This window comes from Bartonella sp. AC130YNZD (assembly GCF_042196865.1).
GTDB lineage: Bacteria > Pseudomonadota > Alphaproteobacteria > Rhizobiales > Rhizobiaceae > Bartonella.
Genome location: NZ_JBHIQZ010000001.1, coordinates 53,220 through 68,667, shown reverse-complemented (window position 1 = coordinate 68,667; position 15,448 = coordinate 53,220). Strand labels below are relative to the sequence as shown.

Sequence of the window (15,448 nt, the reverse complement as noted above, 5' to 3'; positions counted from 1 at the left end):
TCGAGTGCATTGAAAGATGTCTCTTTAAAATGAGTATAAAGGCGATACAAGTGTATTTTGTTTGGTGTGTTTTGTTCTTCCTGAGGGGAGTAGCTTTATTGAAAAGTGTAAAAACAAAAGCATAAGATAATGCGTCATCATTATTTAAAAGATATTTTTATGAATGCGTTTGAAAGGTGTAAAGCTGAATTATAAGGAGATGATAGATTTTTATCACGATTCCTTTATATTTTTTCCAATTTCAGAAATTACGCAAACAGATAGATGCAATATACTAACCAAATCTGGCATACAAAAATCTGGAACAGTTCGTGTCATACTGAAGCGTTTTGATATTTGTCTCAAACGTGGACTTGCACAGGGATTAGATGTTGATTAACAGGTAATAAAAAACAAAGCCTTTATGAAAAAGTTTATGCAGAGCTTTTAATTTTGTGCTTCAAATGCTGCAGTACAAGGTATTTTTCTCTTTTGAATATTAAAGCTCTTGTTTTTATAATGAAGTTACAGCACAACAAGCAAAATGGAATTATTTGAGGGGAAAAAAATAATGCCTTCTTACCGTTCAAGAATATCAACCCACGGGCGTAATATGGCAGGAGCCCGCGGACTTTGGCGTGCAACAGGGATGAAAGATACTGATTTTGGTAAACCCATTATTGCGATTGCGAATTCTTTTACACAATTTGTACCAGGGCATGTTCATTTAAAAGACCTTGGGCAATTAGTCGCACAACAGATAGCCGTTGCCGGTGGTGTTGCGAAAGAATTTAATACCATTGCTGTAGATGATGGAATTGCGATGGGGCACGATGGAATGCTTTATTCGTTGCCCTCACGTGAAATCATTGCTGATTCTGTAGAGTATATGGTTAATGCACATTGTGCAGATGCACTTGTCTGTATTTCTAATTGTGACAAAATTACGCCTGGTATGTTAATGGCTGCTTTACGGTTGAATATTCCGACAATCTTTGTTTCAGGCGGTCCTATGGAAGCAGGTAAGATTAAATGGAAGGATCAAGATCTAACGGTTGATTTGGTCGATGCCATGGTTGCAGCAGCTTCAGAACAGAATTCAGAAGAAGAAGTGGCTGAAATGGAGCGTGCTGCTTGTCCTACATGTGGTTCTTGTTCAGGAATGTTTACAGCCAACTCCATGAATTGCTTAACGGAAGCATTGGGGCTTTCGCTTCCCGGAAATGGATCAATGTTAGCAACACATGCAGATCGACGGATGCTTTTTGAAGAAGCTGGAAAACAGATTGTTGCATTGGTTAAACGTTATTATGAAAAAGATGATGAAACAGTCTTGCCGCGCTCTATTGCTTCACGCAAGGCTTTTGAAAATGCAATGACCGTTGATATTGCCATGGGGGGATCAACCAATACAGTACTGCATCTTTTAGCCGCGGCGCAAGAAGGTGAGGTGGATTTTACCATGACGGATATTGATCATCTTTCACGTCGTGTTCCTGTTTTATGTAAGGTTGCTCCTGCTGTTGCAAATGTACATATGGAAGATGTTCATCGCGCTGGTGGTATTATGGGGCTTTTAGGCGAACTGGATGCGGCGGGACTCATTGATACATCAACTTATACGGTTCACGCAAAAACAATGAAAGAAGCTCTTTACCGTTGGGATGTAAAGCAAACTAATGAGCCAACAGTTCATGCATTTTATCGTGCCGCTCCTGGTGGTATTCCAACACAGACAGCTTTTAGTCAATCTTGTCGCTATGAGAGCCTTGACCTTGATCGTGAAAAAGGTGTGATTCGCGATAGGGAACACGCATATTCACAAGATGGAGGATTGGCAGTTCTTTATGGAAATCTTGCAAAAGATGGCTGCATTGTAAAAACAGCAGGCGTTGATCAATCAATTTTAACTTTTAAAGGTCCGGCAAGAATTTTTGAAAGCCAAGATTCAGCTGTTTCAGCTATATTAACTGATAAGATTAAAACAGGTGAAATTGTTTTAATCCGTTATGAAGGTCCACGTGGTGGACCTGGAATGCAAGAAATGCTTTATCCAACAAGTTATCTCAAATCTAAAGGATTGGGCAAGGTTTGTGCACTTGTTACGGATGGACGTTTTTCAGGGGGAAGTTCAGGGCTCTCGATAGGACATATTTCACCAGAAGCTGCTGAAGGAGGAGAAATTGCGTTGGTGGAGGAGGGGGATATCATAGAAATTGATATTCCAAATCGTAGAATTCATATGTTGGTGGATAACGTTGAGATGAAGCAGCGCCGTTCTAAGATGGAAGCAAAAGGAAAAGGCGCTTGGCAACCGATTGAGAAGCGTCAGCGTAAAGTTTCAAAGGCTCTCAAAGCCTATGCAGCGATGACCACATCTGCTGCAAAGGGTGCAGTACGTAATATTTGATGAGTTGAATAGAGATAATGCTCTGATTTTTTGCATCTTTTGCACGATATTCTAAGCTAATTATTTTATGAGTTTATGAACTTATCAGAATATTTCGAGTCATGATCAGTATGATTAAAAAGCTATCAATACAACTAAAAGCTGCTGCGGATCGCTTATTTTAGCAGCTATGTAAGACAGATGCAGTATAATTACTTTTCATATCATATTCCAATCTTATATGAGATTATGATTTCTTATTACTCATAATTTATGAAAGATATTTATTGTACTGGTGGCATTATCTTGTTTTACCGTAAAAACACTGTCATTTAGAGCTGTGATATACGGCATCCTACTTAATATATTTAGTGTGTGGTGAATATTCTTAGACTTGTTTATCAAACTTTGAGTTTAAGTGAATTACATGACTAGGAAGTTAAGGTAAATCCCTTAGAATCTGGACTGTTTGCAGACTTGATTCGAATGAAAATCCTTATCTTTTGAGGTGCGGGAAGGAGTTCAAGGATGTTTATGAAAATAAAGTACTGCTGTGATATATCTGATTATATGTTTCATATGAAAACAGTAAAAGAGCTCTTTATAACTTAAAATGTGAAGCATAACTTAAAATGTGAAGAAAATGCGAGATCCATTATCCATGAATTTATTATGAAAAATGGGGAGGCATCCCAACACCGACAGCTTTAAATTAAAACTGTTGCTATGATAACAATAATATTGATTGTGAAAAAGCATAATTCATTAAATGTTGCGTATTTGCAAGGTGGAGGAGATTTCATGACAATCTTTACAAAAAACGACTATCTTGTAAAAATAGTCGATATTGACCAATTTTGTGTATACGGGCCAATATTGATCTAAGGAAATATGAAATATAATGCATAGGATTTTGCTTCTATAGGCAATTACACTTATCAAAATATATTATGTAGAAAAGCGATGGGAATACAGTAAATAACTGTTTGTGCTGTGGTACATCAAAAAGGGTTCTTTATCTCCTATTAAGAAGATTTTTTGATAAAAAATAACATTTGTTTTCTATAAAGGGTTACTCTTTTCAAGCTGTTTGAGGTGGTAAATTGCTTCTAAAGCTTGTTTAGGGGAGAGTTCATCGGGATGGATATTTTTTAAAGCTTCGTGAAGTACACAATGTTTGTTTTTTGCTTCACTGACGGGAGATGTTGCTTTAAGAGAAAAGAGTGGTAAATCATCAATGAGTTTATGTCCTTTTCCAGCCATTTCGCCTTGTTCTAATTGATGGAGTACATCTGTTGCTCGTGTAATAACGGTTGGGGGAAGTCCAGCAAGCTTTGCGACTTGTACACCATAGGAACGGTCAGCAGCTCCTGGTGTGACCTCATGAAGAAAAACTACATCACCATCCCAATTTTTGACTTTCATGGTTACATTATGCAGTCTGTCAAGTTTTTCGGTAAGTGCGGTCATTTCATGAAAATGGGTAGCGAGAATAGCACGACAATGGTTAACTTCATGGAGATATTCAACAGCAGCCCAAGCAATAGAAAGTCCATCAAAGGTTGAGGTTCCACGTCCTATTTCATCAAGAATAACAAGGGAATGATGGCTAGCATGATTGAGAATCGTTGCTGTTTCAACCATTTCCATCATAAAGGTTGAGCGCCCCCGTGCAAGATCATCGGAAGCTCCAACGCGACTAAATAGGCGATCAACGATACCAATATGTGCTGAAGTCGCTGGAACGAAGGACCCCATTTGCGCCATAATAGCAATGAGAGCATTTTGCCGCAAAAAAGTTGATTTTCCTCCCATATTAGGCCCTGTCAACAGCCAGATTGCTGCATATTGCTGATTTTCTTGCACAGAGAGATCACAATTATTGGCAATAAAAGGTTCTGCTGCTTGTTTGCGGAGTGCTTGCTCGACGACAGGATGGCGTCCTGCTGTAATATGAAAGGTAAGTGAAAGATCAATTTTAGGGCGGCAATATCCTTGTTCTTCAGCAAGATATGCTAAAGCGACAGAGACATCTAAAATAGCAAGTGCTTCAGAGGCTTTACGAATAAAATCAACTTGTTCGGTAATTTCCTGAACGAGAATATCAAAAATCTCTAGTTCAAGTGTCAATGCGTGATTGGCAGCGTGGGCAATACGGCTTTCAAGGTCAGCAAGCTCTGTTGTCGTAAAACGCATAGCGTTTGCCATTGTTTGCCGATGAATAAAACGTGCTTTAGCTTGTGGATTATTTGTAAGGGCAGATGCTTGTGTGCTGGTTACTTCAATGAAATAACCTAGAATATTATTATGCTTTATTTTAAGAGTCTTAATATCTGTTTCTTGGGCATATTGCGCTTGAAGTTCAGCAATGACACGGCGCGATTCATCACGTAAATCACGCATTTCATCGAGCTCTTTATGATAATTAGAACGAATAAAACCACCATCACGTTTAAGGAGTGGGAGATCATCAGCTAATGTTTGTTCTAAATGAAAGTACAACGCTGTGGGTAAGTTTGAGAACACCTGTTGTACATCACTTATTTCTTGAGGCAGAAGCTCATTATTAAGAAGTTGATGCAATTCACGAATGATTTCAAAGCCACGCTGGATTGTCGCCATATCACGGGGACCTCCTCGTCCAAGAGCCAAACGTGAAACGGCGCGGGGCATATCTGGTCCCCCCTTTAAAATAAGCTTTATCGCTTCTGCAAGAGAAGGATTACGTAGAAAAAAATCGATAGAATCCAAACGCGTATCAATAGCTGAAGGAGTTGTGAGGGGAGCAATAAGGCGGTCAATAAGAAGGCGTGATCCTCCTCCTGTTACAGTGCGATCAATAGCTTTTAATAAACTTCCATCCCGTTGACCTGATGTCGTTCGAATAAGTTCAAGGCTTAGTCTGGTTGCAGCATCAATAAAAAGAGTTGCACTTTCATTTTGGCGCTCAGGCTGCATGAGGGGAGGGCGATGCGTGATTTGTGTTTTTTCGATATAACGAATAGCAGCTACAATTGCAGAGAGTTCACAGCGTGAATAATCGGCAACGCCTTCAAGAGTTGAGAGTTTAAAATAATTGCAAATATCGCGTTCAGCGGTGAGTGCATCAAAGAGACAAGCAGGTTGAGGTGAAACGATACGATCAAGAACACTAAAAAGTGACTTGTGAGATTTATCATGAAAAAATGAATCAGAAACAATGATTTCTTGTGGATCCACACGCATAATATCTGCTAAAAGTTTTTCTTGGCGGCTCTCTGTTACACGAAATATGCCTGTTGAGATATCAATCCAAGAAAGAGCAAATTCCTCTCCATCGCTAGTTTTTATACAGGAAAGTGTCATCAAATAATTTGCGCGTGTTGGATCAAGGAGTTTTTCTTCTGTTATCGTTCCAGGGGTTACAAGGCGAACAACATCACGCCGAACAACAGATTTTGAGCCCCGTTTTTTTGCCTCAGCAGGATCTTCTGTTTGTTCACAAACAGCAACGCGATAACCACAAGAAATCAGTTTTTGCAAATAATCATCTGCCGCATGAACGGGAACACCACACATAGGAATATCTTGTCCTAAATGTTTTCCACGTGCTGTGAGTGTGATTCCTAAAGCCTGAGCAGCTTCAATCGCATCATTAAAAAATAATTCATAAAAATCCCCCATTCGGTAAAAGAGAAGGGAATCATGATGGACGGCTTTGATTTCTATGTACTGCTCCATCATAGGTGTAAGACGTTCTTGAGAGGAAGCAGATGGGGAGGCAGGCTGTGGAATTAAATTATTTTTATGATTGTTTTTTTTATCCATTTGTACGAGGCCTGTTTCCTTTAAGTGAAGTTTTTACTCTTTTTTGTTTACTTCAATATCTATTTATCTCTAAATTGCAACGCATCATCAGATTTGCTAAGGCAAGAATAGCGATTTCTAATATATGAATCAAATTTAATGACTATACGCATTATCAAGCAAAATTTACATTGTTTTTGGAGAAAATAAAGTGAGATGAAAAAGAGCGAGCAGGATCAGAAAATGTCTCAAACTGTTTACAGTGCGAGCGAAAGAGAAGCTCTAGATTTTCATAGTCGTGGTCGACCAGGAAAGCTTGAGATTATTGCAACAAAGTCTATGGCAACACAGCATGATTTAGCACTTGCTTATTCACCAGGTGTTGCAGTTCCAGTTAAGGCAATTGCTCAAAATCCAGCGCTAGCTTATGATTATACAGCAAAAGGTAATCTTGTTGCTGTTATTTCAAATGGAACCGCTATTTTAGGGTTAGGCAACTTAGGGGCACTTGCCTCTAAGCCGGTCATGGAAGGCAAAGCAGTGTTGTTTAAGCGTTTTGCGGATATTGATTCCATTGATTTAGAAATTGATATAAACGATACAGAAAATTTTATCAATTTGGTGCGCCATTTAGAACCTTCTTTTGGTGGAATTAATCTTGAAGACATTAAGGCGCCAGAGTGCTTTATGATTGAAAGCCGTCTACGCGAGGTGATGAATATACCTGTTTTTCACGATGATCAACACGGTACAGCGATTATTGTTGCTGCGGGTGTTCTCAATGCTTTGACTTTAACAGGGCGCGATATGCAAAATACGCGGTTAGTCTGTAATGGTGCTGGTTCTGCAGGGATTGCTTGTATTGAATTGATTAAAGCGATGGGCTTTCGTTCCGAAAATATCATATTATGTGACACAAAGGGTGTGGTCTATGAAGGCCGCAAAGAGGGAATGAATCAGTGGAAATCAGCGCATGCTATTCAAACAGATAAACGTACGCTTATGGAAGCAATGGAAGGTGCAGATATATTTTTTGGGGTTTCTGCTAAAGGTGCTCTTACTCCTGAAATGGTAAGATCCATGGCACCCCAGCCGATCATTTTTGCTATGGCTAATCCCGATCCAGAAATTACGCCGGAAGAGGTTATGAAAGTGCGTCATGATGCCATTGTCGCAACAGGACGTTCCGATTATCCAAATCAGATTAATAATGTTCTTTGTTTTCCTTATATATTTCGTGGTGCGCTTGATGTGCGTGCAAGAGTTATTAATGAAGACATGAAGATTGCTGCGGCAAAGGCTCTTGCTAATTTAGCGCATGAAGAAGTGCCTGACAGCGTTGCAGAAGCTTATCATGGAAAGCGATTAAAGTTTGGTCCTAACTATATCATCCCTGTTCCTTTTGATCCGCGTTTATTTACGGTTGTTTCAATAGCGGTAGCAAAAGCAGCAATGGAAAGCGGTGTTGCGCAAAAGAACATAGATGATTTAGAGGCCTATGAGCGCGATTTGAATGCGAGACGTGATCCTACTTCCTCGATGATGCGTGGGGTTTATAACCATGTTCGTCAAGCGCCAAAACAAATTGTCTTTGCAGAAGGTGAAGAAGAGCAAGTTATGCGGGCAGCCGTTTCCTATGTTCATCAAAAATTGGGACAAGCGATTTTGGTTGGTCGTGAAGAGCAAGTAAGAGAAGCGGCTGTTATCGCTGGAATTGATCTGGAGCGTGAAGGTATTTCTATTATGAATGCTAAGCTTTCTCGCCGTACAGATGCTTATGCGAATTATCTTTATAAAAAAATGCAGCGTCAAGGTTGGCTGTTGCGTGATTGTCATCGTCGTATCAATAATGATCGCAATTATTTTGCTGCGTGTATGGTGGCACTAGGAGATGCTGATGCAATGGTTACAGGGGTGACACGCAATTATGAAACAGCGTTGATCGATATACGTCGTGCAATTGATGAAAAACCAAAAGAACGATTGATTGGTATTTCAATGGCTATTTGCCGTGGACGAATTGTGTTTATTACGGATACAGCCGTTTATGAAAATCCTAATGCTGAAGAACTTGCAGATATAGCGGAACAAGCAGCTTCATTTGTGCGAGGATTTGGATATCAACCACGGGTAGCATTTTTAGCATTTTCTACATTTGGTTATATGAAAGGGAAGACGACGCAGCAAATTCAGGATGCGATTAATATTTTGCATGAACGCAAAGTTGATTTTGAGTTTGATGGAGAAATGAGTGCTGATGTGGCACTCAATTCCAAATTGATGCAGCAATATCCATTTATGGGATTAACGGAGCCTGCTAACATTTTGGTTATGCCTGGATATCACGCATCTTCCATTGCAAGCAAAATGTTACAAGAACTCGGTGAAGCAACCATCATTGGTCCTATTTTAATTGGATTGGAAAAATCTGTCCAAATTGTACCGTTTAGTGGAAGCGATACAGATGTTGTCAATATTGCAATGCTTGCGGCTTATCATGCCGCAAAAGTCGTCTAAAGGAAAAAAGCCCCTAATATACCAATAATATATCAAGGGGCTTTTTGATAGCAAAAAAATAAATTTTTAAGAGGGCTGTATTTGATTGTCTTTTTGTTCTTCAGAAAGACGCTTTTGGAAGAGTGCTGCAAAATCAATAGGATCAATCCACAAAGGTGGAAAACCACCACTTTGAGTAGCATCAGATATAATTTGGCGAGCAAATGGAAATAAAAGACGGGGACATTCAATAAAGACCAGTGGCATAACATGTTCTTGTGGAATGTTTTTAAGGTGGAAAACACCACCGTAAATAAGTTCTACATGAAACAAGGTTTCAGTTTCATCATTGGCTTTGACGGAGAGAGACAAAACGACATCGTAATTGTCATCACCAATTGGGTTAGCATTGACGTTAATATTGATATCAATTTGTGGTGATTTTTCACGTGCACGCAATGAACGAGGAGCACCAGGGTTTTCGAATGATAAATCTTTTAAATATTGAGTTAATACAGCAAAAACCGGCTCTCCACCACTGTTATTCATTTCACCTTCGGCCATACGACAAACCTCTCTCATTATAATATATATTTATTTTAGATCTAAAGACCAGATTGGTTATCACGCCTTGCAAAAGGTTGCAAGAAATGCACTCTTTATCTTGAATATTTTTTTAGTTTGTTACAGATTTTTTAGGCATTTCAATGGTTATCATCATTTTTGCGCCATGGAGATTCTGTCGTATCATGAATTGTGTAATCTTCTGCTTTAAGATCAATTATTTTTTCAGAGTTATTTTTTCTTCTAGTATTGGGATTCATTTTGTTTTTTAATGATGCAAAGAAATGCCAAGCAACAGAGCGAATTGGTTTAATAAGAAGTAATATTCCCAAGAGATCAGTGACAAAGCCGGGAAGAATAAGTAAAATTGCACTAAACATGATGAAAGCATCATTAATAATATTATTCTCTAATGTGCGTTCTTGGATAAGTTCATTTTGTATATTTTTTAAAAGGCTAATCCCTTGAATTCGCAATAAAACAACCCCAGCTATGGTTGTGAGAATAACCAAACTCAAGGTTGCCAAAATACCAATTTCTTGACCAACAAAGATAAAACCAGCAATCTCGATTAAAAGAATGCAAAGAAAGATAACAACAAAAAAACGAGGATTTATAGAATAAAGTTTTATCACATGAAAGTTTCCTTCTGGATGAGTAGGGGGAGAAATTCTTAAGAGAACTCCGTTTAAATACAAAATCTATAAAAATATTTGAACGATAAGATTCCTTATTTTACATATTTATTGATAAATGGTATTGACTGCAATGTTTATTAGAGACTTAAGCTTTGGAGATTGACAGCGCCTATGGAATTTGACGTTATACTTGTCATAGCTCTTGTTGTTATGGTTGTTATTTTTGTGCAACTCCGTAATGTATTAGGGAAACGAATTGGGTTTGAAAAGCCACCCTTTGATCCTTATTCACGACGTTCTAAAAAACAAGTTGAAGCAGAAACGGCTGATAATATTGTTTCGTTCCCTCATCAGAAAAATTCACAAAAAGACGACTTTAGTGAAATTGATAAAATTTCACCGGAGGGGAGTGTTTTGAATAAAAATTTGCGGGAATTGCATAGAATTGATCCTCATTTTTCTCCTCAACTTTTTATAAAAGGTGCACAAATTGCGTATGAAATGATTGTAATAGCTTTTGCCAAAGGTGATCGCAATCAACTTAAAAGCTTGCTTTGTCAGGATGTTTTTGAGAGCTTTTGTACGGCTATTGAGCAACGAGAAAAAAATAAAGAAAGAATAGAATTCACTTTTGTTGGAATTAATAAGATCGAATTTGTTGCGGCGGCAATACAAGAAAAAGATGAACTTTTAACGATACGTATTGTCAGTGAGATGATTTCTGTTACTTATAATGAACAGGGCGAGCGTATAGACGGTGATCCTGATGCTATTGTAGAAATCAGGGATATTTGGACTTTTGTTCGCAATAGTTTATCGTCAGATCCCAACTGGAAGCTTTTTGCTACAGAAAATGAAAATTAAAATACTTTTTGTTTTTCTTCCATAAGCATTCAATGATTTATGAGAAATTAAAATGTCCTCAAGTAAATGGAGACAAAAAATAGATTTATTGGCTCCACAAGATCGTTTTTTATGGGAGATGGTTTGTCGTACGATAACACCGCTTCACGGTAAGATGCTCTCTTCTGCTTCAGAAACTATTGCAAATATTAACGATAAAAAACAGCCTGTAACTCAAATCTCCTCATTGTCTCAGGAAAATCAACAATCCTCGACAATTATTAAAAGAGAAAAGAGGTCAGTTACACAAGCACAAAAGATTCATTTCTTTGATCATGTTGCATATCGTAAAATTTCCCAAGGTCGTTGTCCTCTTGAGGCGCGTCTTGATCTCCATGGTTATATGCAGGAAGAAGCTTATTTTTTATTAAAAAAATTTCTACAGTCCTCTCAGCAGAGAGGATTGCGTTATGTCCTTGTGATTACAGGAAAAGGACGATCCGTTGGGAGCGATGGAGCTTTGTATAGATTTGTTCCGTATTGGTTATCAACACCAGCTTTTCGATATTATGTCCACGCGTTTGAGCAAGCAGCGCGTCAGCATGGCGGAGAAGGTGCGCTTTATGTTTGGTTGCGCCGTTTTGTGTCGGGAGAAGGAAAGTGATGTTATTGTGGTCGCTCTAGATTTTATATTTATTTATACTTATAATTTATTGTTTTTGTATATTTCGTAAGAGCCTTGAATACAATATTCCCTTCTTTATAATTTTTTATAAAAAATTATAAAGATATTATTTTACATTCTACGTATTGCTTCACGCTTTTGTTTTTCGCATTCTTTAACGGGGCACATCCCTCACGCAAAACAGAATGACATTGAATTACATATATTCACAGGCTTGTTTTAAAGAAACATCTCTTAACGCTCCCAAGCCTATTTTGCGACGGCATTCGTGAAGAGTATAACGATAAATCCATGAAGCACCCCCTATCTTTATACTTAATAAAAGAGCAAGCTGGCATCATCATACACTTTGCCATCTCCCAATGTTGCAACAACCCTTTAAGTCCTTGGCACTTGAAAGCATTTATAAGAGGCATGCTTTTCTTTAAGTGTTTTTAACTCTCTACAGTTCTCATCTCGCTCGTGACGCCCAAACGAAAGATTTTGATTGATTCAATATAATAGGACTTAAAATGAGAGAGATATAGATGGATCTCATTCAGGTTGCAAAGCAATAAATTATTTTTATAAACCACAGCATTACTCTATTAAATACACGAAGAATAAAAACATGAGAAATTGAGAAACGATCTTATTCAAAAGATGTCGCTATGGATAGTGTTAAAAGCAGTACAACTAAATTAAAGAAAATTATGAAAATAAACAGTAATATAACTTTACAACACACAGCTGCGCAATAGCACCAAAAGATACAGTTTCGTTGAATAGTTTCATGAAGAAATTTTTTCATTCATTAAAAGCTCCATCAAATTTCTTTCTCATAATAATTCGATAATTAAAATTTAATAACGAAGCGCAGAAAGCGTAGAATATGAGATTCTACCGTGGGTATTATACTCTTATCCGACGTCTTTCAGATATTGGTTGAAATGCTAGCTTAGCATGAAAGGCACAATAGGGGCTATTTTCATCAGAATCTGCACCACAAAAATGAAAATCTGCTGATAATGGATCGCCAACCGGCCATCTACATGTATTTTCACTCAATTGTAGAAGATTAAGTTGACGTGATATAGGCACAACGACATTGGATTTTGTGGACATATCAACTTCTTTTACATCTTCCACTACAAATTCTGTCTTTAAAGCTGTTTCTTCAATACTTACAGATGATGTGTTTATTGGCGATACCGTGGATGTGTTACGACGCACACGTGGAGATGATGGACTGCTGCTTCCCACGGGAGTTTTTTGCGCACGCGTGCTTCCTTGTGCTGTCTTACCACGTCCTGGTAACTTTAATCGATGTACTTTGCCGATGACTGCATTTCTACTGACCCCACCTAATTGAGCAGCAATTTGACTTGCACTTAACCCTTCACTCCAAAGCTTTTTAAGAAGCTCAACGCGTTCACATGTCCAACCCATACCAGCACTCCATTCCGATTACGTCACTAAGATGCTCTCCCCCGTTGCATCTTCAAATGTTTAAATAATGTTTCATTACGCTGAATGAAAGAACTTTACACTCTACGTGAGCATAAAAAAATCATCCAACCTGTGGATTTACAAATCAAAACACATCATCTTGCTTATTATATTGTAAATTACAATATGCACTCACTCTATGACAAGAGTCTTTACCTCTTGAAGAGTTTATTTAGAATGTTTTCCCCAACTTGCAAATCAATCATAGGTTAAACTTTCACTTTTGTTTAAGGCTTTTTCCCAAAATGCTTATTTGTAGAACCCTCATTGACTTTTTTTCAATTGGTGTAATGATCTATTCTATAGGTGTAATCACTAATCGTAATGCAATGTTGAAAGCACCGTAACGAAATATACCATGCTGTTTTATTTGTAGTGTTGCTTTGTATATATACTGAAAAGACTAAAATATAAAGGGAATTATGATGGATGTCGTCTCTATACAACCACTTTATGAATGCTTCGCACGACGAAATTTGCATTTTGAACAAGGGCATGGTGTATGGCTTATTTCCGATAAAGGAGAACATTATCTTGATTTCACATCTGGTATTGCTGTTAACGCATTAGGGTATTCACATCCAAAATTAGTTGATACGCTCAAAATACAAGCTGAAAAACTTTGGCATGTTTCTAATATTTTTCAATCTCCTGAACAAGCATCTTTTGCCACGCGGCTTTGTACAAATAGTTTTGCGGATAAGGTTTTTTTCTGCAATTCAGGTACTGAAGCATTGGAGTGCGCATTCAAAACGGCACGCCATTATTACTATGCTGCTGGTCATTCAGAACGCATTGAAATAATTACTTTTAAAGGGGCATTTCATGGACGTACACTTGCTGCACTTGCTGCGACTGGGTATGAAAAATATCTTGAAGGCTTTGGACCTAAAGCTGGTGGATTTATTCAAGTACCTTTTTGTGATGAAGTCGCTTTGCGTAACGCTATTAATAAAAATACCGCCGCTATTCTTATTGAACCTATTCAAGGAGAAGGAGGAATACGAACGGTTCCTCATGAATATTTAAGATTTTTGCGCAAAATATGCGATGATAATGGTCTGTTATTGATTTTAGATGAAGTCCAAACGGGTATAGGACGAACAGGAAAGCTTTTTGCTTATGAATGGAGTGATATCACGCCTGATATTCTTACCCTCGCAAAAGGATTAGGAGGGGGATTTCCATTAGGTGCTTGCCTTGCAACGGATAAAGTTGCAAAAAGCATGACACTTGGGACACATGGCTCAACCTTTGGAGGAAATCTTCTTGGAATGGCTGTAGGAAATAGTGTTCTTGATGTTTTGTTAGAGCCAAGTTTTCTCAACCATGTTCAGCGTATGGGGGATAAACTAAAAAGTGGACTTTTGTACATTCTCAATATCTATCCTGATATTATCTGCGCAGTTCAGGGGATGGGGCTTATGTTGGGTATTCAGTGTATTGTACCTTCAAATCTTGTCGTTAATGCTTTGGAAAATGAATATCTCTTAAGCGTTGCAGCCAACAACAACGTTGTGCGCTTATTGCCTCCTCTTATCATTAGGGAAGAAGAAATAGATGAAAGTTTACATCGTATTGAAAAAGCAATAGCTTATCTTTCGCAAGTAAACAAAGAAAGACAAATATCACACACATGACAAATGCTCTTCGTCATTTCACGGACTTATCCATTTTAACGCCAGCAATAGCACGTGCACTGATCGATTATGCAAAGATCCTTAAAGCATCTTTTAAAGCAGGAAAAGATTCAAAACCTTTTATAGGTAAAACACTTGCGATGATTTTTGAAAAACCATCCACACGAACCCGTATTTCATTCGATATCAGTATGCGCCAGCTTGGCGGAGATACAATCATGCTCACAGGTTCAGAGATGCAACTTGGTCATAGTGAAACCATAGCTGATACGGCGCGCGTTTTATCCCGTTTTGTGGATATAGTGATATTACGAACAACGAAACACCAACGTATGCTCGAATTGGCACAATATGCACAAATTCCTGTCATTAATGCTCTTACAGATGATACACATCCTTGCCAAATTCTAGCAGATATCTTAACCTATGAGGAGCATCGGGGGCCTATTTCTGGTAAAATATTTGCGTGGATGGGGGATGGTAATAATGTGCTCCATTCCTTAATTGAAGCCGCAGCTCTTTTTGATTTTCATTTGCGTATTGCTACTCCAAAGGGCAGTGAACCACAGGAGAAATTTATACATTGGGCACGTGAACGAGGAGCGCATCTTACACTAACCCATGATCCCCAAAAAGCGGCTCAAGATGCTGATTGTATTATGACCGATACATGGGTCTCCATGGGACAAGAATTTCGTGCTCGCAGTCATTCTATTTTTCAGCCTTATCAAGTCAATGAATCTCTCATGAAATTAGCAAAATCTGATGCTCTTTTTATGCATTGTCTTCCTGCTCATCGTGGTGAAGAAGTGGTTGATTCTGTGATTGATGGACCGCACTCCGTTGTTTTCGATGAGGCTGAAAATCGTCTTCATGCTCAAAAAGCAATTCTTTCTTGGTGTTTACAAGATGCGTTTTTCTCTCCACAATAGCTCTTCCT

General features: G+C 38.2%; 11 protein-coding genes and 1 pseudogene. 7 read left to right on the top strand and 5 right to left on the bottom strand.

What is annotated here, in order from left to right; genetic code table 11:
• Positions 1–199: 199 nt before the first annotated feature.
• Both ACFINU_RS00280 and ilvD read left to right on the top strand, forming a co-directional pair.
• On the top strand, positions 200–379 hold the full coding sequence (locus ACFINU_RS00280) for a hypothetical protein (protein WP_375617523.1): 180 nt from the start codon (positions 200–202) through the stop codon (positions 377–379).
• A 171-nt stretch (positions 380–550) separates the two neighbouring features.
• Positions 551–2,389, top strand: a complete 1,839-nt coding sequence (gene ilvD / locus ACFINU_RS00275; RefSeq protein WP_375617524.1) for a dihydroxy-acid dehydratase — start codon at positions 551–553, stop codon at positions 2,387–2,389.
• 1,041 nt (positions 2,390–3,430) lie between these two features.
• On the opposite strand, the gene mutS is transcribed toward ilvD, so the two are convergent.
• Positions 3,431–6,175 (bottom strand): DNA mismatch repair protein MutS, encoded by a 2,745-nt coding sequence (gene mutS, locus ACFINU_RS00270; RefSeq protein ID WP_375617525.1) that lies wholly within the window; start codon positions 6,173–6,175, stop codon positions 3,431–3,433.
• A 195-nt stretch (positions 6,176–6,370) separates the two neighbouring features.
• On the opposite strand from mutS, the gene ACFINU_RS00265 reads away from it, so the two are divergent.
• Complete coding sequence (locus tag ACFINU_RS00265) at positions 6,371–8,671, top strand: NADP-dependent malic enzyme (protein WP_375617526.1); 2,301 nt, start codon at positions 6,371–6,373, stop codon at positions 8,669–8,671.
• A gap of 66 nt (positions 8,672–8,737) precedes the next feature.
• Here the strand turns inward: ACFINU_RS00265 and secB are convergent, their stop codons facing one another.
• Together secB and ACFINU_RS00255 are read right to left on the bottom strand one after the other, a co-directional pair.
• Complete coding sequence (gene secB / locus ACFINU_RS00260; protein WP_375617527.1) at positions 8,738–9,214, bottom strand: protein-export chaperone SecB; 477 nt, start codon at positions 9,212–9,214, stop codon at positions 8,738–8,740.
• Positions 9,215–9,354: 140 nt separating this feature from the next.
• Positions 9,355–9,849, bottom strand: a complete 495-nt coding sequence (locus ACFINU_RS00255; protein WP_375617528.1) for an FxsA family protein — start codon at positions 9,847–9,849, stop codon at positions 9,355–9,357.
• 174 nt (positions 9,850–10,023) lie between these two features.
• On the opposite strand from ACFINU_RS00255, the gene ACFINU_RS00250 reads away from it, so the two are divergent.
• Complete coding sequence (locus ACFINU_RS00250; RefSeq protein WP_375617567.1) at positions 10,024–10,716, top strand: Tim44/TimA family putative adaptor protein; 693 nt, start codon at positions 10,024–10,026, stop codon at positions 10,714–10,716.
• 52 nt (positions 10,717–10,768) lie between these two features.
• On the top strand, positions 10,769–11,359 hold the full coding sequence (locus ACFINU_RS00245; RefSeq protein ID WP_375617529.1) for a Smr/MutS family protein: 591 nt from the start codon (positions 10,769–10,771) through the stop codon (positions 11,357–11,359).
• Positions 11,360–11,494: 135 nt separating this feature from the next.
• On the opposite strand, the pseudogene ACFINU_RS00240 reads toward ACFINU_RS00245, so the two are convergent.
• Positions 11,495–11,743 (bottom strand): annotated as a pseudogene (locus tag ACFINU_RS00240) (Arm DNA-binding domain-containing protein); the annotation flags it as partial.
• Between the two features lie 528 nt (positions 11,744–12,271).
• Complete coding sequence (locus ACFINU_RS00235) at positions 12,272–12,808, bottom strand: GcrA family cell cycle regulator (RefSeq protein WP_375617530.1); 537 nt, start codon at positions 12,806–12,808, stop codon at positions 12,272–12,274.
• A gap of 485 nt (positions 12,809–13,293) precedes the next feature.
• Here ACFINU_RS00235 and ACFINU_RS00230 point away from each other — a divergent pair, with 485 nt between their 5' ends.
• Positions 13,294–14,508 carry an aspartate aminotransferase family protein gene (locus ACFINU_RS00230; RefSeq protein WP_375617568.1) on the top strand — a complete coding sequence of 405 codons (1,215 nt, stop codon included), beginning with the start codon at positions 13,294–13,296 and terminating at the stop codon, positions 14,506–14,508.
• Positions 14,505–15,440 carry an ornithine carbamoyltransferase gene (gene argF / locus ACFINU_RS00225; protein WP_375617531.1) on the top strand — a complete coding sequence of 312 codons (936 nt, stop codon included), beginning with the start codon at positions 14,505–14,507 and terminating at the stop codon, positions 15,438–15,440. Before ACFINU_RS00230 ends, argF begins: the two co-directional genes overlap by 4 nt.
• Positions 15,441–15,448 lie beyond the last annotated feature (8 nt).